This is a genomic window from Erwinia sp. MYb375 (assembly GCF_037479175.1).
Taxonomy (GTDB): Bacteria; Pseudomonadota; Gammaproteobacteria; order Enterobacterales; family Enterobacteriaceae; genus Erwinia; species Erwinia rhapontici.
Window position 1 is genome coordinate 81,068 of record NZ_JBBGZS010000022.1, and the last position, 19,461, is coordinate 100,528.

Here is a 19,461-nt window from a genome sequence, read left to right on the forward strand (position 1 = left end):
TGATGGTTCGTCATTGTATCTATTTTTCTTTTTAATTGTTTTTAATCAACTGTTTATGAATTTATCTGGGAAAGTATTGACCTGGAAATTTACCGCTCAATAACGTTGAACCCGCCTCTTATCCCAGGCGGGCGATACGCGATCTGGCCTCGTCAAGGTGGCGGCGTAAGGCCTCAAGGCATGGGGTGAAACTGGCAGAAAAGCGATCGCAGTTGCTGGCTATAGCAAAAAAGTTCTCCGCCAGATTCAGTGCTTCCCGCCAAATATCTCCGCTAATCACTTCCGATAGTGACGCGGGTCGGAGCTCGTTCACGATCGCGCCACTCGCTTTGGGGGCGAACCCCATAGGCAGAACGTCATAGGCCGGTGCGAGGTGATATGGGCGACCATGGTGACTGATGAACGACAGGTTTCCGTGGTGCATATCGGTATTGCCAATCAGGACCCCGAATGCCCAAAGCCGTGCGGTGTCGACGGCGGCATCAGCATGGACATGCCCCTCTGTAATCAGGCTATTGACCAGCGCTGGCCATGAAGCCCTGGCATTACCGACAAACTCTGCATCCAGTGCCCGCAGCGAGAAGACGCCGACACGGCCCATTTGGCCAATGCGATCGAATCGGGGGATCTCGAGGAAACGCTGTCCAGCAAAATCAAATACCTCTGTTTTAACACCCAGCACCTTTAGCGCCAGGTGTTCGGCCAGCAGGAGGTCGCGCCAGCGTTCGCTAACCGGGTTGTCATCCGGGGCCGAGAATTTCACTAACACATGGCCACGTTCGGTACAGGTGCAGAATTTCGGCTGTTCACCGCCCGCAGATGATCCTGGCGCCTCACCCGCACCCGCCGCCACGGCCAGCGCGGGGTAGGTTGTGTCGCGATCAACGGGGTGGGGTTCTGGCATCTCCAGGAAACGATCCCGTGCCTGCTCCCCTATCAGCAGGTTGCCGATCGCATCATGACCCTGTGCGAGCAACGCCCTGACCACATCCGCGTCTGACCATTGCTCTGGGTTCGCCGCCAGGCCCAGCCCAACCGCATGCGTCGATGCCCAGGCTCGCCCGAGATATCCTTGTGGTCGCATGTCAAACAACCACCACGGCAGCCCGTCGCTATGGAGGCTCACATTGTCGGTTTGCACCATGACAAACCCGTCAGGGCGAACCGGAATCAGCTCGCCAAGGGGCTGAACGCGCCCTTCATCGGTGATGCGGTAAACAGGTGCAGATCTGAATCTGCGCCAGGTATCGCGTAGGGCATATTGAATAGAGGGACCCGCCCCGAATCGAACAAGATCGTCACCAAGCTGCCTCAATGCGCGGGACAGTGTTGGCTGGCTAATTTCCATTTTTTCAATCATTTGCCGTGCTTGCATTGGCCCCTGACTGAGCAACTGGCGTATCGTGTCGAAGCGATCAGGCATAATGTTGAATCACTGAGTGAATAGATAAATGAATAGATAAGTGAATAGGTATCCTATCACTTACTGTGTGAGCCGTCACCTCCCCAAAGAGGGAGGCAAGGCGTGGCATAAGAACCGGGAAGCGAAATCAAAGCATAAAAAAAGCCACTCCTTTCGAAGTGGCTTAATGCTCTGATTTAACAGGTAAAATTTGGTGGCCCCAGCTGGACTTGAACCAGCGACCAAGCGATTATGAGTCGCGTGCTCTAACCAACTGAGCTATGGGGCCTGAGGCGCAGGATTATAATGCAACTCTGCGGCACGATCCAGCGCTTAACATGTGTCTGCTGCATTTCCAGGCAAAAATAAAGATAATCTGAAGCGATTGAATTATAACCCTTTACGCATCCTCAACAAGGACGCCGTCATAAGGTCTCTGGTCCGTACCGCAGTGTTCGGCGTTCCGGGCAGGCCTAAATCACCGGTGGATGATAAATCGCACTGCTCCAGTAGCGGCTGCTGGCGTGTTTCTCTCCCAGCCAGCCAAGATGACGTAAGCGGCGTGCAATCAGCTTATTCATAATGCCGTGACCCACCAGCAGTACATTGCCTTCGGCAGACAGGGCGATCAGGCGATCGGCGGCGAGCACCGCACGCTGTTTTGCCTCAGCGTAAGACTCCACCTGTCCGGCGTAGCCCAGCAGCCACATCACCCGCAGCAGCGGCAGCCACAGCAGCGGCGACAAAGTCGGGAAGGCCAGCGGCATAACGGGCAGAGCCACTTCACGATAGACTGCATCGACCCGGTTGGCGTGCCTGCCGAGTTTTGCCAGCGACGAAATGGCACGCGGTAACGTGCTGGTGACAATCCAATCCGCCTCTGCGGCCAGCCTCAGGCTGCGTTCTGGCGGCAGGTCACAGATCTCGGCCAGATCGTAAGCCTCGCACCATTCCGCCATCGCCAGTGAGGAGCGGCGGCCGGGCAGAGAGTGATCGGGCTTACCGTGGCGCATTAATGTAATCGTCATTATTTCCCGCCTGATAAGTGCCTGGCCCATTAGGCTATTTTATTTGCCATTAATGTACGCCTACTGGGCCAGGCTCTACGTGTGTTTTTCAGCTTAACCATCCCCCCCGACAAACACAAACCTGATGCTAATGTGCAGATTGTCATCTCTTCGCAACACTTGGGGGCTAAAACGTCGGTGTTGAAACTGTGGTCTGCTTCGTTTGCCTTAAGTTTGCGCACGGTTTAAACAGTGAAAAAAAATCGCATGTTTTTTGGACGATTTATTTCATTGATTTTATTGGTTTTCTGAGCAATTGGTTGTATTGAATGTCAAGAAAATCTAACGATTGCCGTTTCGTTACCTTGATTTATCTACACGCGTAGATACAATAGCTGCGTAGTGAAAATTCACGGTGCTTGATGGTTAGCAGCTACGTGAAGGTCAGATTTGTTTCGCGTTACTTATACGATTGGTCAATTTTAGACCGTCGGCGCAAAGCGAATAAAGCGTTCCAACACCAGGGAACCTTTTTACCCGTCATACTTCAAGCTGCATGTGCGTTGGCTGCAGCTCGAATTATTTAGGGTAAACGACCTTTCGTCATGGCTTTATAACACGGCCTGTTCACTGGCGAATTTTCCTCCGACGGAGGAGTGCGTGCCAGGGATGGCGCCGAATAAAACTCCTCACATCAGGGAATTTTTCATGTCTACACCTCAAAGCGTTGCACAGGATACTGCAATGTCGGCCAACTCGGCGGCAGATGAACGTTTAGCCACCCCGGAAGGGCGTAAGGATTTTTGGCGGGCAACATTCTCGTGCTGGCTTGGCACAGCAATGGAATATGCCGACTTCGCATTATATGGATTGGCCGCCGGGATTATCTTCGGTGATGTCTTCTTCCCCGAAGCAACGCCAGAAATGGCACTCCTCTCTACCTTCGCGACCTGGTCGGTTGGCTTTATTGCCCGCCCGATTGGCGCACTGTTCTTTGGCTGGCTCGGTGACCGTAAAGGTCGAAAAGTCGTCATGGTTTCCACCATCATCCTGATGGGTGCCTCCACCACACTGATTGGTCTTATCCCCAGCTATGCCTCTATTGGCCTTTGGGCACCGGCGTGTCTGGTGCTGCTACGCTTTAGTCAGGGCTTTGGTGCGGGTGCAGAGCTGTCCGGCGGTACGGTGATGCTGGGCGAATACGCACCCGCGCAGCGTCGCGGTCTGGTCTCCTCCATTATTGCGCTCGGTTCTAACAGCGGCACGCTGCTGGCATCGTTGGTCTGGCTGGCGGTGGTGCAGATGGACCAACAATCACTGCAAGAGTGGGGCTGGCGTATTCCGTTCCTGTGCAGTTCGCTGATTGCACTGGTGGCGTTATGGATCCGTCGTCACTTACGTGAAACCCCGGTATTTGAACGCAAAAAAGCAGAGCTGGAAGCCGAACGCGAGCAGGTGCTGGCCGCCGCGCCCGTCGTAGAGGATACCCGTGGATTCTGGCGCCGTAGCCGTGCTTTCCTGACGATGGTCGGTCTGCGTATCGGTGAGAACGGTCCATCCTATCTGGCGCAGGGCTTTATTATCGGTTATGTGGTGAAAGTGCTGGCAGTGGATAAATCGGTGGCGACCACGGCGGTGTTTATTGCCTCGCTGCTGGGCTTCCTGATTATCCCGCTGGCGGGCTGGTTGTCAGACCGCTTTGGTCGCCGTATTACCTATCGCTGCTTCTGCCTGCTGCTGATCCTCTACGCGTTCCCGGCCTTTATGCTGCTGGACTCGCGTGAGCCGGCCATTGTCATCAGTACGATCGTCGTCGGGATGGGATTGGCATCGCTGGGGATCTTCGGCGTACAGGCGGCCTGGGGCGTGGAGATGTTTGGCGTTCATCATCGTTATACCAAAATGGCCACTGCTAAAGAGCTGGGGTCGATTCTTTCAGGCGGTACGGCACCGCTGGTAGCGTCGGCACTGCTGGCCTGGACGGGGCACTGGTGGCCGATTGCCACTTATTTTGCGGTGATGGCGGGTATCGGTTTCCTGACCACGTTTGTGGCACCGGAAACACGCGGTCGCGACCTTAACGCACCAGAAGATGCGATTTAATCACGGATGAAAGCGGAAAAGAGTGTGGGCTTGGCCCCGCTCTTTTTCCCTTAATTGCATTATCTAAGGGATTCACGGGCCGGATTTTTATCCGGCCCGACGCTGTTTATTTGTGAGGAAGACTGCCTGTGGCAAAACAGATTCATCATCGTGCTACCCGTGCTGATGTAGCAAAAGTAGCCGGAACTTCCGTTGCCGTAGTGAGTTACGTCGTGAATAACGGACCGCGACCGGTTGCGCCTGCGACACGTGAACGCGTGCTGGCGGCGATTAAAAGCACCGGTTACCGCCCGAACAGTGTGGCGCGTGCGCTGGCTTCCGGCACCACCAGAACCTATGGGCTGGTGGTGCCGAATATTGGCAATGCGTTTATTGCTTCGCTGGCCCATGAGCTGCAACAGCAGGCGCTGGCGAACGATATGGTTATGCTGCTGGGCGATGCCGGTGACAGCCGAAAACGCGAGTTGCAGCTGATCAACAATCTCCTGAGTCAGCAGGTCAATGGCCTGTTTTACATCAGCGTCGACCGCAGCCCCTATATTGATCTTCTGCAATCCAGCGGCACTCCGTTTGTGATGCTCGACCGGGTTGATCCCAGCTTGCAGGTGAATGTCATCCGCGTAGATGAACGCGAGGCGTCGCGTCAGGTGACCGCCCATCTGTTAAGCCACGGCTATCAGCATGTCGGCATTATTTGCGGTCCGCCGGAGATGCTGAATACGCAGGATCGTCTGCAAGGCTGGCGCGATGCGCTGGCGGATTATGGCGTGGAAGAACGCCCGGAGTGGATATTCCATACCCCCTATACCCGCGAGGGCGGCTATCAGGCTGCACAGCGCATGATGCAGGGCGAGACGCGCCCGCGTGCGCTGTTTACATCCAACGAAGCGCAGGCGATTGGTTGTATTCGTGCTTTGTCTGAACACAATATCCGCGTGCCGGATCAGCTGGCGCTGGTCTGTTTTAACGGCACCGACCAATCTTCCTATCATGTGCCTTCGCTGACGACCGTTCGTCAGCCCGTGGGCGAAATGGCAAAAACCGCTATCAACATGCTGGCGGCGTGGAAAGGGGAGAGCATGCTGAGTGAGTTCTCCCATCATCTTGAACTTGGCGAGTCCTGTGGCTGCAAGCTGGCCCGATAATAAGATAACGATATGAAACGATTAATTATTGATTGCGATCCGGGGAATGGTATTACGGGGGCCAACGTTGATGACGGGTTGGCGATTGCACTGGCGCTGGCTGCACCGGAAATTTCGCTGGAGCTGATCACCACCGTGGCGGGAAATACCCCAAGCCAGGTGGGATACAGCGTGGTGAAAGATCTGATGGAGCGTATCGGGCAGTCGGTAGCGGTGGTGAAAGGGGCCGATGCGGCCTTATGCGAGCCGACGGAACCGTGGCGCGAAGCATTAGATCAGCGGGTGCACAGCAACCAGCTGGCGCATCTGTGGCGCGGCGTGCGTCAGCCGCAGTCGTTTACCGCCCCGGCTCTGGAAGCCGCGGATGCGATGGGCCAGCTGATTTGCGCGAATCCGGGAAAAATCACTCTGGTGGCGATTGGTCCGCTGACCAATGTGGCGCTGGCGTTAGAACGCTATCCGGAGATGGCCGATGCGGTGCAGGAGATCGCCATTATGGGCGGTGTGTTTGCGCTGGATGATTTTATTAAAGACACCAACTTCGGCATTGACCCTGAGGCTGCACATAAGGTGCTGACCAGCGGCGCGAATATCACGCTGGTGCCGATGGATGTGACCAGTCAAACGCTGATGACGCATCAGGATCTGAACCGTATTGCACAGATTGATACACCGCTGGCGCGTTTTGTCACCGAGACGCTGCGCCCGTGGATTGATTACTCGATTCAGACCCGTCATCTGCCGGGATGCTGGATCCACGATGCGCTGGTAGTGGCCTGGTTGCTGAACCAGCGAGTGAGCACGGCGGCGGATTATTTTGTCGACGTGGAGCTGCGAGAGGGGATGACGCGCGGTAAGTCATGGCGTTTCCGTCAGCCGTTGCGTGTGGATGTGGGCATCGGTGAGCCGCAGGGTGGCCAGGTGCATGTGTTGCAGACGGTAGATAACCAGTTGTTGCTGGCGATGCTGGAGCATTATCTGGCGAAGCCGTTAGCGTAAAGCCTGCCCGTGGATTTTGCCGATCCGGCGTGCTTAAACTGGCCTCAGACCTGAAGCCAAACTGTCAGCCACAAAAAATGAGTGGGGATCCCTCAGGGGGCGACCCTTTTTTCCGGTCACCCCGTATTGATGATCAGGCGTGCACTGCACGCCGCCAGCGCCACACATCCACGCCCAGTAATACCAGCAAACTCACGCCCATCACCGGCAAACAGACCGCCGTAATCAACGTGATCACCAGCAGCAGAAAACGTGCGCTAATCGACAACGGTTGCCAGCAGCCCAGTAGCGTATCCAGTGGGGAAACCTGCCCACCCTGCGGACGGCGCAGCCACCACATGCGATAGCCAATCACAATCATCACGCACAGCCCGGCACCAAACAGTGCCAGGACCAGCTGATTCACCACCCCGAACAATACGCCCATATGGGCATCCACGCCCCAGCGCGTCAGTTTGGCCAGCAGGCCAAAGTTGGCGAACTCCACCTTATCAATCACCGCGTTGCTCTGCGGATCGACCGCCACGCTGTCGACCTGCGTTGGCCAGCGGCGGTCAATCTCATTCACCGTCCAGGCTTTATCAGCCCGGTATGACGGACGGATCTCCAGTTTGGCCGCATCAATCCCCGCCGCACGCGCTGCGTTCAGCACGCCATCGAACTGCGCCGGATTGACCGTAGCCGGAGCAGCATCCTGCGTCATCATCATGTGGCCTTTATGCTCCGCATGCTCATCCATTGGCATATCCATCATCATCGCGGGGTCAGAATGCAGCACGGTATTCACCGAGGGCGTCATCCAGCCAAAATGATTGCGCATCAGGGAGATATTATCCCCGGCCCAGCGTGACCAGGTCAGCCCGGTGGCGGAGAAGAACACCAGCCCGAGCAGCAATGCCAGACCCAGCGTCGTGTGCCAGTGGCGTTGTCCCGCCAGACGCTGGGCGCGTGTTGGGCGAGATCGCAAGGGTTTGCGGCGCGGCGTGCGGCTGGTGGCCCAGAGCAGGGCACCCCCCAGTGCGGCAATCCACAGCCAGCTCGCCGCCAGTTCGCTGTAATTGCGACCCACGTCACCCAGCAGCAGATTACGGTGCAGATAATCCAGCCAGGTGCGGAAGGGCAGAATGCCGCTGGTGCCGTAAACCGTCATCACGCCACGGATTTCCAGCGTCTTTGGATCAACAAACACCGCCCGGGTTTCCGATGGGCCGAGATCGGCACTGGCAAACATCACGCGCGTGGTTTCACCGGGATGGGGTGCCGGGCGCACGGCGGCGATTTTCGCCTTCGGCGCCATCAGGGCACTGGCGGTGGCGATCTGGGCTGAGATTGGCTGGTCCGGTCCGGTTGATGAGGTAAACAGCTGTGACTGATACAGCACATTTTCCAACTGAGGCGTCAGCACATACAGCGTGCCGGTCAGGGCCGCGACAAAGATAAAGGGGGCGATAAACAGCCCGATATAGAAATGCAGGCGACGCAGCAGCGGGATCAGCGTGCTGCTGCTGCGGGTGGCGTGCGTGGTCGCACGTCGGATATTTTCTGACATTGTCTCTTCCATCAGCCTGTTTTACAGGCATTCGCAGGGGCTGCGGGGGATCCCACAGATCAATCGTTAATTGAAGCGTGCGATGAGGACGAGCGGCGGGGCGCGGGGATGGAAGAAGCGGGGAACAACACGCGCCACCACAGGCTGAAACAGGGGAACATCCGGCTGGGTGGCGGCCTGTAATGTCGACCACAGCAGTGGCAGCGTCATCAGGTCGAGCGGCAGATGCACCAGCAGTACGCAATAACCGCAGGCGCTGTCATCCATCATCGACATCGGATGATGTGCCTGTTTGGCCCCGCCAGTGGGCGTGGCGGCCATATCATGATGCATGTCTGGCATCTCAGACATGTCCATCGCCATCCCATGATGCATCATCATCATGCTGTTACTGCCATGCGCCTGCGCCAGTGATTTTGAAATCACCGGAGCAATAAACAGCAGCAGTATTGCCAGCAGGCCAAGCCAGGCGGCAAGGCGGTTACGGGGGGCATAAAATGAGATCGGTGACACGCCTTTTCTTTCAGCAGGAATACCGTCAGGAGTGTACTTGAATTTAGTGGAACAGGGGAAAGGTAATCGCTGTTTCTGTTTTTAATATCGAAAATTTAAGGGCCAGCTGGCGCTGGATGATTGAGGAATAATCTTAACCATTTCCAGTTGTTTCTGGTTAGTTTTCTGAGGTTAATTTGACTTATGTGTATTTTTGTATTTTTTCTTATTAATTGATTATGTTGATGATAAATAGCATTTTTTATATCTACTATCGTGTCAAATATTAAGAATTTCCTTATGTTGTCGTTGTTTTAATTGTCACTCAATTGTAAGCGTTATGTAAGTTTAGGAACAATCCTGGATGAGAAATCGTTAAAGTACCTGGCATCAACATCGTATAAATAATAAACCTTGCTCAGGGCATTACTATGCTACGGATTGCGTCTGGAAAAGACGGGATAACCCCTGCTCGTCTCAGTAGTTTGGCCGTTATTATCAGTCTCTTTCATGTCACGAATGTGGCCGCTGCCACGATCGGCGATCAGCAGTTAATTAATCAGCAGGAACGTCAGCGCGCCACTGAACGTCAGCTGGCGCCACCTGCGCCGGACGTCCGTTTACAGGCGCCGGGCAGCTTTTTCAGCCGTATTCAGTTTCCTGCTGAAGAGCCGTGCTTTGCCCTGCAACATATCGATTTACAGGGGCGAGAGGCGTTCCCGCATTGGATGCCGTTGCAAAAGCTGGCCGATCAGGCGCAGGGGCAGTGCCTTGGCGGTAAGGGTATTAACCTGCTAATGAGTGCCTTGCAGAACCGTCTGGTGGATCACGGCTACGTCACCGCCCGCGTGCTGGCCCCGCCCCAGGATATTAATAGCGGCACCCTGAAGCTATTGCTGGTACCGGGCAAGGTGCGCAATGTCCGCCTGACGCCAGACAGCGATCGTTACGTTCAGCTCTGGAGCGCCATGCCGGCCCACGCCGGGAATTTGTTGGATCTGCGTGATATTGAACAGGGGCTGGAAAACTTACAGCGCCTGCCCACCGTGCAGGCCGATATGCAGATTGTTCCCGGTGAGCAGCCGGGCGAAAGTGATATCAACGTCAGCTGGAAGCAGTCGCGCCACTGGCGACTCGGTGCCACGCTGGATGACTCCGGTAGCAAAAGTACCGGGCGCTATCAGGGCGGCCTGACGCTCTACCTCGATAATCCTCTGTCACTCAGCGATATGTTCTACGTATCCGCAGGTAAGGATTTAGAGCAGGGCGGCGACAAAGGCAGCAAAAATACCCTGATCCACTACTCAGTGCCGTTTGGTTACTGGACGACGGGCGTCACTTTCAGCGACTACGACTACCACCAGTCGGGTCTGGGCAGTGGTTTTGACTACCAATACAAGGGTAAGAGCAAAAGCATGAACTTCCAGCTCGGGCGCGTACTGCACCGCAGCGGCAGCCAGAAAACCTCGTTCAGCTATGAAGTGATGACGCGCCAGTCGCGCAACTACATCGAAGATACCGAGATTGAGCAGCAGCGTCGTCAGACCGCCGCCTGGCGTCTCGGTTTGCAGCATCGTCACTATATCGGCCAGGCCACGCTGGATACCGGCGTGAGCTATCAGCGCGGGACGCGCTGGTTTGGCGCGGAACCGGCACCGGAAGAGAGCTATGGCGAAGGCACCGGGCTGGCGAAGATTATTCAGCTTTCCGTGCAGCTGAATGCGCCGTTCCAGCTGTGGGGGCAATCCTTCCGTTATAACGGGCAGTTCCAGCGTCAGATGACCCATTCTCCGCTGACACCGCAGGATCAGATGTCCATTGGTAACCGCTGGACGGTTCGCGGCTTTGATGGCGAATACACCCTGAACGGTGACGAAGGCTGGTTTGTACGTAACGACATCGCCTGGCAAACCCCGTTGCCGAATCAGGAACTCTACCTCGGCGCGGACTATGGCGAAGTGAAAGGCGGTATCGATTATCAGGTCGGTCGCCATCTGGCAGGCGGGGTCATTGGCCTGCGCGGTAACGTACTGAATACCGGTTACGACCTGTTTGCAGGTGTGCCGTTCTCCAAACCGGATGGTTTCAGCACCAGTCCGGTCTCCCTCGGTTTCAATCTGAGCTGGGAATACTGATATGACGATCCCCGTTAATGGTTTTCAGGTGATTTCCCCGCTGTTGAGCAGCGGGTTCAGCGAGTCTGAAGTGCTGGGTGCCAGCGTCTGGTTATGGATGCATTCGGCACAGCACCGCGACATTCCCCTCAGTGCGCTCCCCACGCTGCTGCTGCCCGCGATCAAGCATCAGCAGTTTGCGCTGGCGATGCGTGACGATAAGCCGGTGTTTTTCCTCAGCTGGGCCTGGCTGGATGATGAAGCCGAGCAGCGTTATCTCACGCAGCCCGGCATTCACGTTCAGGAGCGGGACTGGAACAGCGGTGACCGTCTGTGGATCCGCGACTGGATTGCGCCGTTTGGCGATCAGCTGGCGCTGCGTCGCCTGGTCGGCGGCACGTTATTTCCGCATCACTGCGTACGTTCGCTGTATCACAAAGGTGAGGAGCGCGGTCTGCGCGTCATGAATTTTCGTGGTGATGCGGTAACGCATCAGGATTTCGCACGCTGGCAGCGCGACACCCCGCTGGCAAGCCATTAACTGGAAGGGATGAACCCAGGTGAATAAGAATCTGTATCGCGTAATTTTCAACAAGGCGCGTGGCCTGTTGATGGTGGTGGCCGAAAACGGCCGTGGTCATGGTAAAGGTCCGGCGGTGAGCGGTGAAGGGCATACGCTCAGCCAGCTGATTGGCCAGCTCTCCCCGCTGGCATTCTTCACGCTGGGGGCGCTGGGCATGGTGGCGCTGATGCCACAGGCGCAGGCCGCAGGGATTGTCGCCGATGGCAGTGCGCCTTCGGGCCAGCAGCCGATGATCGGGAAAACAGCCAACGGCACGCCGCAGGTGAATATTCAGGCTCCGAGCGCGGGTGGCGTATCACGCAATACCTACAGCCAGTTCGACGTTGATAAAAAGGGCGTGATCCTCAATAACTCCCACCGCAATACGCAGACGCAGCAGGGCGGCTGGGTGGCGGCGAACCCTTATCTGGCACGCGGAGAAGCGAAAGTGATCCTCAACGAGGTGAACTCGCGCGACCCCAGCAAGCTGAATGGTTATATCGAAGTCGCAGGTAAAAGGGCGCAGGTGGTGATCGCTAACCCTGCCGGGATCACCTGTGACGGCTGCGGTTTTATCAATGCGAACCGTTCCACGCTGACCACGGGTAAAGCGATTATGCAGAACGGCCAGTTGACCGGTTATCAGGTCAATGGCGGGGAGATTGTGGTGCAGGGGGCGGGAATGGACAGCAGCCGCCAGGACTATACCGATCTGATTGCGCACACGGTGAAAGTGAACAGTGGCATCTGGGCCAGCGATCTAAAAGTGACGACCGGTAAAAACCGCGTCAGCGCCGACGGTGCCAGCGTCAGCAAAAATACGGACAGTGATAACGATGTGAAGCCAGCGCTGGCGCTGGATGTGGCCAACCTTGGCGGCATGTACGCCGGGAAAATCCAGCTGATCGGCACAGAAAGCGGTGTTGGCGTGCGTAACGCCGGAACGCTGGGCGCGCAGGCCGGTAGCGTCACCCTCAGCGCCGACGGGCATATCGAAAACAGCGGTACGATCAACGCCAGTGAAGATATTCAGGTGAGCGGCCGTGCGCTGAATAACAGCGGTACGCTGTATGCCGGACGCGATACGCGTGCCAGCGTGAGCGGTCAGTTGAACAACGATGGCATGGTGGTCGCGGCGCGTCATACCAGCGCCCGTGCAGGTGAAATCAACAGTAGCAAAAATGCCGTCTTTGGCGGCGGGGTGAAAACCGATGGCCGCCTGGGAGAAAGCGGCGATTTGGATCTCACCAGCACCGGTAAACTGGCCAGCCACGGGCAGAACATGGCGGCCGGGAAACTCACCGTGCAGGCGGCCGATATTGACCTCAGCGACAGCCAGACCAGCGCAGCGGAGGTGGCATTGACCACCCAGGGCACGCTGAATAACGATCGTGGAACGGTCTCTGCGCACAGCGGCGATCTGACCCTGACCAGCGCTCAGTTAAGCAACAGCGGGGGGACGCTGTATGCCGGACGTGATATGCATACCAGCGTCAGCGGACAGCTGAACAATGACGGGCTGATCGCTGCCGGACGCGATACCCTTGCCAGCGCGGGTGAGCTGAACAGCAGTAAAAATTCGGTGTTCGGCGCCGGGATTAATGCGGATGGCAGTGTTGGAAAGAGTGGCAATCTGACGCTGACCAGTAGCGGGAAACTGGCGAGTAACGGGCAGAATCTGGCCGCCGGGAAACTCACGGTGCAGGCGGCAGAGATCGACCTGAGCGACAGCCGCAGCGCGGGATCGGATGTCACCCTGACCTCAGGCGGCGCGTTGAATACCGATCGCGGGATGGTCTCCGCATTGAGCGGCGATCTCTCCCTGACCAGTGCACAGCTCGACAATAACGGCGGGCGTCTGGAGTCGGCGGGCAAGGTGCAGGTGCGCAGCGCGGGCATTAACAACGTTGGCGGAACCATGGTCGGCCAGCAGTTGACGCTGGACAGCGCTGGCCAGGCAGTCAACAACCAGAATGGCGGCATTGCGGCGACGGAGGGTGTCACGCTTACGGCCGGTGCGCTGAATAATGAGGGCGGCAAGGTGATTGCCGGGAAAAACCTCAACGCCGGCGTTCAGTCGGTGAGCGGCAACGGGCAGTTGCTCTCACTCGGTGATATGCAGTTGGCGGTCAACGGTGACTTCAGTAACGTGGGCAGCACGCTGGCGAACGGCAATCTCGACCTTAACGTGCAGGGCGCGCTGGATAACGCCGGGCAGCTCAATGCCGGCAAGCAGTTAGCGGTGACGGCCGCCAGCCTGAACAACCAGCAGAGTGGCGATATCAGTGGGCAGATCACCCACGTGGATGCCGGTAGCAGCCTGACCAACCGTGGCATTATCGACGGTGTGGAAACGGTGCTGCGTGCCGGAACGCTGAACAATATCGGCAGCGGTCGTATTTATGGCGATCATCTGGCGATTCAGGCCGGGGAGTTGAATAACCTGGCGGAAGGTGAGAGTGCGGCGACCATTGCAGCACGCCAGCGCCTGGACCTCGGTGTTGGTACGCTGAACAACAGCGCCCACAGCCTGATTTACAGCGATGGGGATATGTCGATTGGTGGTCAGCTGGATGAGAACAATGCTGCCAGCGGGCGGGCGACGACGATCAATAACCACAGCGCGACGATCGAATCTATCGGCAATATGCTGATCAATACCGCCACCCTGAACAATATTAACGACCACTTTGCTACCGAGATGGTGCATCTCTCGGACGAGCAAAAAGAAGAATATATGGTGGTCGGGCTGAATAACGGCGTGCATTACGGCACCAGCGACTACAACATCAGCTTCTCTCACAACGAAGTACAGCACATCTGCATTGAAGGTGTGGTGTGTAATCAGGATCACTACTACCAGTATGCTTATACCCAGAGCACCTGGCAGGAACAGATCACGGAAAGCGATCCGGCGCAGATCATCGCGGGCGGCAGTCTGGCGATCAATGCTGACAATACCCTCAACGATAAGAGCCGCATTATTGCCGGGGGCGATCTGCTGGTCAGCAATGCCAATCTGAACAACGTGGAACTGGCCGGGACGCTGCTGGTGCAGAAAGTGGGGCAGGTGATCGAGTGGGATCGCATCCACAAGAAAGGCCACGATAAGCAGAAACATAGTGCCTCCGCTTATACGCCACCGGATGAGATCCAGTCGATTGCCCTGTCACCGAGCGTGGCGAAAGGCAACACGAAGGTGGACAGCAGTTCGCCAGCGCTCAGCGGTTTCAGCCTCGGCTTACTGAACAGTGAAGATTTGGCTTCACTGCCTGGCGGTCAGCGCATTGAGATCGCGGGCAGCACCGATTCCACGGTGATCCGCTCACAGGTACCGGACACCACGCTGCCGGAGAACAGCCTGTTTAACCCGCTGCCATCCTCTTCCAGCAATTACCTGATCGAAACCGATCCGCGTTACACCAACCAGAAAAACTGGCTCAGCTCTGACTATATGCTGTCACAGCTGCGTTCCGATCCTGATATCACTCAGAAACGCCTGGGCGATGGCTTCTACGAGCAGCGCCTGGTGCGCGAACAGCTGGTGGAACTGACCGGCGAGCGCTATCTGGCGGGCTATCAGAGCGATGAGGATCAGTACAAGGCCCTGATGGAAGCCGGGGTCGCTTTCGGGAAAAACTTTAATCTGGTGCCGGGCGTGGCGTTGACCGCCAGCCAGATGGCAAACATCACCAGCGATATGGTGTGGTTGGTGGCGCGTGATGTCACGCTGGCCGATGGCAGCCGCCAGAGTGTGCTGGTGCCGCAGGTTTATGCCCAGGTGAAACAGGGCGATATTGATGGCAGCGGGGCGCTGCTGTCCGGGCGTAATATCGCGGTGGGCGTCAGTGGCAATATGCTGAACTCGGGCCGCGTAAATGCCACCCAGCTGCTGAGCATCAGCGGCGATAGCATTACCAACGTGGGGGGGATCATCAGCGGCGGCAACGTGCAGCTGCTGGCGAACAATGATCTGACCAACAATGGCGGCATCATCCAGGCGCAGACCTCGCTGGTGGCCAGCGCGGGACGCGATCTCAACCTTGTGTCACAAACCACCCATACGGAAAGCACCAACGGTAGCAACACCTTTAGCCGCGATACGGTGTCGCGCGTGGCAGGCATGTATGTGCAGCAGGATGACGGCAAACTGGCCTTACAGGCGGTGCGTGACGTCAATCTGCAAGGGGCGAAGGTGGTGAATACGGGCGAAAACAGCCAGACCACTGTGCTGGCCGGGCGTGATGTGAATCTGACAACGGTCAACTCCGGTGCCAGCGACAATGTGGTATGGAATAAAGACAACCACCTGAGCCAGAGCAACACCACGGCGGTGGGCAGTGAAATTACGGGCGCCGGCGATGTGGCGGTGCAGGCGGCAAACAATATTGCCGCGGCAGCGGCCACGCTGAATGCCGGTAGCGGCCTGAGCCTCGCCGCGGGCAATGACATCACCATTGGCACGGCCAGTGAGCAGTCGTCGCTGGATATGGCCTCCAAAGTGAAAGGGTCGGGCTTCCTCTCCAGCAATACCACCACGACGCGTGCCGGGTTTAATCAGCAAAATGTGGCAGGCAGCAATCTGGGTGGGCAGGATATTACGCTGTCGGCCGGGCACGACATCGGTATTAGCGGTAGCAACGTTGCGGCAGACAATTCGCTGACTGCCAAAGCGGGTAATAACCTGACGGTTGATACCGCTGAGGAGAGCCGCGACGGCTGGGCGATGACGCAGAAAACCAAGTCCGGCCTGATGAGCAGCGGTGGCATTGGCTTTACCGTTGGTTCAACCTTTAATAAATCGACCGATGAAACCACGGGTCAGACGGCGAAGGGCAGCCAGCTGGGATCAGTCAACGGAGATACCACGCTGATTGCCGGTAACGATCTGAAAATCAAAGGATCGGAGGTGATCGCCGGTAACGATATCAATCTGGTCGGTAAAAACGTTGAAATCAGCTCAGCAGAAAATCGCGCCAGTAAACACAGCACGACAGAGTCGCGCTCCAGCGGTCTGACGCTGGCGCTCTCCGGCGCGGTTGGCTCTGCGCTGAGTACCGCAAAAACCATTTCCGAGATGGAAACCGATAAGCAGGATGACCGCGTAGCACGCCTGCAACAGGTGAAAGCAGGTCTGGATGGCTATCAGGCCGCTCAGGCGGTACGCGGTGCTGTGCAGGATCCTACCAATACCAGCTTCGTCGGTATCAGCCTGTCGCTGGGCATGCAAAAGGCACAGAGTGAAAGCCAGAGTGATCAGATGACCTCGGCGGGCAGTGCGATTCAGGCCGCCCAGAATCTGAATATCTTTGCTAACGGCAGTGATGGTTCAACCCAGGATGGCGATATCGTCGTGCAGGGCAGCCAGCTTCAGGCCGGTGATGAGATGCTGCTGTCAGCCTCGCGCGATATCAGCCTGCTGTCGGCGGAAAATACCCAGATTTCCAGCAGCAGTAAAAGCAGCGGCGGCGGTGCCGTTGGTGCCAGTATCGGGGTCGGTTCTGGCGGCTTCGGCCTCAGTATTTTTGCCAATGGTAATAAAGGGAAAGGCAGCGAAAATGGCGATGGCCTGACCCATAACGAAACCACCCTGGATGCCGGTAACAAGGTGACCTTGCTCAGTGGGCGGGATACGACCCTGACCGGGGCACAGGTCAGTGCCGATCGCATTGTGGCTGATGTCGGGCGCGATCTGACGATCACCAGCGAACAGGACAGCAATAACTACAAGTCAAAAGATCAGAATATCAGCGGTGGCCTGAGCTTCACCCTTGGCTCGATGACCGCCAGCGGCAGCCTGTCGATCAGCAATGACAAGATCAACAGTAACTACGATAGCGTGCAGGAACAAAGTGGCCTGTTCGCCGGTGACGGCGGCTACGATGTCACGGTCGGTAACCACACCCAGCTTAATGGTGCGGTGATTGGCAGCACCGCAGAGGCGGCGAAGAACCGTCTGGATACCGGTACGCTCGGTTTCAGCGATATTCAAAATCAGGCCGATTATGCCACCTCGGGAGTGAGTGTAGGGCTGACCAGCCAGTTCAATCTGGATAAAGACAGCGCGGCATCGGGCGAGGACCAGACCAAAGAGAAAGCACCTTCCACGTCGAAGCTGACTCAACTGGGCCAGAATATTGCGCCAACATCAATGTCAGCGACCCAGGTGTCTGGCGACGGGTCGAGCATCACCCATTCTGCGGTCTCTGATGGCACGCTGATCGTGCGCAATGGCGACAGCCAGCAGCAGGATGTCAGCACGCTGAGCCGTGATGTGGAACATGCCAATCAGACACTCAGCCCGATCTTTGATAAGGCCGCGGAGCAGAAACGCCTGCAAAAAGTGCAGTTAATTGGTTCGATTGCGGCTTCCACGATGAACACCGTGCTCACTGAGCGGCAGCTGTATGCCAACAAGCAGGGGATGGAAGCTGTCGGTGAAGAACCGGGGGCCAATGCTACGGCGGAGGATCGTCAGAGTTACTGGAAGGCAGTGAAAGAGAGCTCTGCTTACAAGCAGGCAATGAAAGGCTACGGCCCGGATGATACCTGGGTTAAAGCGGGAAATGCGGCTGTCACAGCAATTGGTGCACTGGCGGGAGGCGACCCGGCGAAAGCGCTGGCTCAGGCTTCTTCACCGTATCTTGCCGGGGTGATTAAAGACGTGACCTTTAATGATCCTAAAAATCCGACTGCGCAGGAGATCGCCACCAATGCCTTCGCGCATGCGATCCTCGGTGGCGTTGTGGCGGAAATGAGTGGGCAGAATGCGCTGGCAGGCGCCGTGGGTGGTGGGGGTGGCGAACTGGCTATCCGTGCAATCCATCAGTCACTTTATCCGGATGTCGCCACGGATAAACTGGACGACCAGCAGAAGAAAACGATTAAGAACCTGGCTCTTATTGCCACCAGCCTGACCGGCTCACTGGTGTCCGGCGATACCGCGGGCGCTGTGGATGCCTACAAGGCCGGCGACAACGCGATGACCAATAATTACCTGAAGCCTGAGCAGATTGATAAGTTTGCAGCGAAAGCTCAGGGATGTAAGGCACGCGGTGACTGCGCAACGGTCAGAAAAGAGATGCAGGAACTCAGCCTGAAACAGCAGGATGAGCTGATTGCGGTCTGTGCCACCGATGCGGCGGCCTGTAAGGCTAACTTTGGCGATGTGACCGCCAATGGCATGCTGGTTCGCGAGGCGATCGATCGGGTGCTGGGCGCCGATGACGTGCCCTGGCAGATGAAGAACGACATGTCGTCACTCTATGCCCAGCAGATTGAGGCGGAAGGGGTGGTGTCCAGCACGGAGTTTGCGAAGCAGTTGCAAAGCCGCTACGGGATGGATTCTGAGCGAGCGCAGCTTCTGGCCGGTGCCGCGCTGGGGGCGCTGAGTGGCGGAATTAAGGGATCACGCACCCCGACGGTGAGCAGCAGCAAGGGCAGCAGTCCTGTCAGCGGTAGCGGCGGCACGGGCAGCAACGTCACGCCGACGCCGCCGGTAACCGGTAGCGTACGCGACCCGGCACTGCCGCTGGGCAGCAAACAAAACCAGATGAATCAGCCTAAAAACCCGTCTTATCAGCCGGTAAGAAACGAGGTGGGCACGATCAGCAACCGCGAGTATTCAGGTCACGCTTTAGATAGAATGCAGGACCGTGGCATCATGCCGTCGGTGGTGGAAAACACCATTAAAACAGGCAATGCTACCTCAAGCCGGGGTAATACAACGGTCTATTACGATGCCACCAATAATGTCTCGGTGGTCACGAACAGCTCTGGAAAAGTGGTGACGGTCAAATATGGTAAATAAGGCGCAGTTGATTGAACGGGGAGCGCGGGCGTCGGAGGATTTGTTTGCCTGGGCCAGTTTTGTCGCAGAGACCGAGTTTTTGTGGCAGGACAGTGCCCTGGTAAAGGATGCCGATGCCTGGCAGAGCCTGTGGTTTGAGCTGGAAATCGTCAATGGCCTGGCGCTGGCAGAGTGGGAAGAACAGGGGCGCCCCGCTGACTGGTCGGCAGTCTGGTGCGAAAACTACCGCCAGGATGCCCGCGAGCTGGTGGCGGAGCTGCTGGCCCTGACCGCCTGAT

General features: G+C 57.0%; 11 protein-coding genes and 1 tRNA gene. 7 read left to right on the forward strand and 5 right to left on the reverse strand.

Features of this window, described 5'->3' with window-relative positions; all coding sequences use genetic code 11:
• Nucleotides 1-118: 118 nt before the first annotated feature.
• The 3 genes from yjjJ to WH279_RS12415 all read right to left on the reverse strand — a co-directional run bounded on the left by yjjJ (nucleotide 119) and on the right by WH279_RS12415 (nucleotide 2,430).
• On the reverse strand, nucleotides 119-1,423 hold the full coding sequence (gene yjjJ / locus WH279_RS12405) for a type II toxin-antitoxin system HipA family toxin YjjJ (protein WP_339456904.1): 1,305 nt from the start codon (nucleotides 1,421-1,423) through the stop codon (nucleotides 119-121).
• Nucleotides 1,424-1,614: 191 nt separating this feature from the next.
• Nucleotides 1,615-1,691, reverse strand: a tRNA-Ile gene (locus WH279_RS12410).
• Nucleotides 1,692-1,875: 184 nt separating this feature from the next.
• Complete coding sequence (locus WH279_RS12415) at nucleotides 1,876-2,430, reverse strand: histidine phosphatase family protein (protein ID WP_339456906.1); 555 nt, start codon at nucleotides 2,428-2,430, stop codon at nucleotides 1,876-1,878.
• 687 nt (nucleotides 2,431-3,117) lie between these two features.
• Here WH279_RS12415 and WH279_RS12420 point away from each other — a divergent pair.
• From WH279_RS12420 to WH279_RS12430, 3 genes are all read left to right on the forward strand, one after another.
• A complete protein-coding gene (locus WH279_RS12420; RefSeq protein WP_167863334.1) occupies nucleotides 3,118-4,512 on the forward strand; it encodes an MFS transporter in 1,395 nt (464 codons plus the stop codon).
• A gap of 128 nt (nucleotides 4,513-4,640) precedes the next feature.
• The gene (locus WH279_RS12425; protein ID WP_339456912.1) at nucleotides 4,641-5,657 is read left to right on the forward strand and encodes a LacI family DNA-binding transcriptional regulator; all 1,017 of its coding nucleotides are present in this window, start codon (nucleotides 4,641-4,643) and stop codon (nucleotides 5,655-5,657) included.
• Between the two features lie 12 nt (nucleotides 5,658-5,669).
• Nucleotides 5,670-6,656, forward strand: a complete 987-nt coding sequence (locus tag WH279_RS12430; RefSeq protein WP_339456914.1) for a nucleoside hydrolase — start codon at nucleotides 5,670-5,672, stop codon at nucleotides 6,654-6,656.
• Between the two features lie 133 nt (nucleotides 6,657-6,789).
• Here WH279_RS12430 and WH279_RS12435 read toward each other — a convergent pair whose 3' ends face one another.
• Nucleotides 6,790-8,217, reverse strand: coding sequence for a PepSY-associated TM helix domain-containing protein (locus WH279_RS12435; RefSeq protein ID WP_339456916.1), 1,428 nt, complete (start codon nucleotides 8,215-8,217; stop codon nucleotides 6,790-6,792).
• 54 nt (nucleotides 8,218-8,271) lie between these two features.
• Nucleotides 8,272-8,718: a DUF2946 domain-containing protein gene (locus tag WH279_RS12440; protein WP_339456918.1), complete on the reverse strand. Its 447-nt coding sequence runs from the start codon at nucleotides 8,716-8,718 to the stop codon at nucleotides 8,272-8,274.
• Nucleotides 8,719-9,128: 410 nt separating this feature from the next.
• On the opposite strand from WH279_RS12440, the gene WH279_RS12445 reads away from it, so the two are divergent.
• Genes WH279_RS12445 through WH279_RS12460 form a run of 4 tightly spaced genes read left to right on the forward strand, consistent with a single transcriptional unit; the run spans nucleotide 9,129 to nucleotide 19,460 of the window.
• Nucleotides 9,129-10,832 carry a ShlB/FhaC/HecB family hemolysin secretion/activation protein gene (locus WH279_RS12445; RefSeq protein WP_339456920.1) on the forward strand — a complete coding sequence of 568 codons (1,704 nt, stop codon included), beginning with the start codon at nucleotides 9,129-9,131 and terminating at the stop codon, nucleotides 10,830-10,832.
• A 1-nt stretch (nucleotide 10,833) separates the two neighbouring features.
• Nucleotides 10,834-11,352 carry a toxin-activating lysine-acyltransferase gene (locus WH279_RS12450; RefSeq protein ID WP_339456922.1) on the forward strand — a complete coding sequence of 173 codons (519 nt, stop codon included), beginning with the start codon at nucleotides 10,834-10,836 and terminating at the stop codon, nucleotides 11,350-11,352.
• Between the two features lie 19 nt (nucleotides 11,353-11,371).
• Nucleotides 11,372-19,183 (forward strand): two-partner secretion domain-containing protein, encoded by a 7,812-nt coding sequence (locus WH279_RS12455; protein ID WP_339456924.1) that lies wholly within the window; start codon nucleotides 11,372-11,374, stop codon nucleotides 19,181-19,183.
• Nucleotides 19,173-19,460, forward strand: coding sequence for a hypothetical protein (locus tag WH279_RS12460; protein WP_167863337.1), 288 nt, complete (start codon nucleotides 19,173-19,175; stop codon nucleotides 19,458-19,460). Before WH279_RS12455 ends, WH279_RS12460 begins: the two co-directional genes overlap by 11 nt.
• The last annotated feature ends 1 nt before the right edge of the window (nucleotide 19,461 follow it).

Bases quoted from the DNA above. Each gene is read 5' to 3' on its own strand.
- WH279_RS12415 (WP_339456906.1), bottom strand. From the start codon at position 2,430: ATGACGATTACATTAATGCGCCACGGTAAGCCCGATCACTCTCTGCCC.
- WH279_RS12430 (WP_339456914.1), top strand. From the start codon at position 5,670: ATGAAACGATTAATTATTGATTGCGATCCGGGGAATGGTATTACGGGG.
- WH279_RS12450 (WP_339456922.1), top strand. From the start codon at position 10,834: ATGACGATCCCCGTTAATGGTTTTCAGGTGATTTCCCCGCTGTTGAGC.
- yjjJ (WP_339456904.1), bottom strand. From the start codon at position 1,423: ATGCCTGATCGCTTCGACACGATACGCCAGTTGCTCAGTCAGGGGCCA.
- WH279_RS12460 (WP_167863337.1), top strand. From the start codon at position 19,173: ATGGTAAATAAGGCGCAGTTGATTGAACGGGGAGCGCGGGCGTCGGAG.
- WH279_RS12435 (WP_339456916.1), bottom strand. From the start codon at position 8,217: ATGGAAGAGACAATGTCAGAAAATATCCGACGTGCGACCACGCACGCC.
- WH279_RS12420 (WP_167863334.1), top strand. From the start codon at position 3,118: ATGTCTACACCTCAAAGCGTTGCACAGGATACTGCAATGTCGGCCAAC.
- WH279_RS12445 (WP_339456920.1), top strand. From the start codon at position 9,129: ATGCTACGGATTGCGTCTGGAAAAGACGGGATAACCCCTGCTCGTCTC.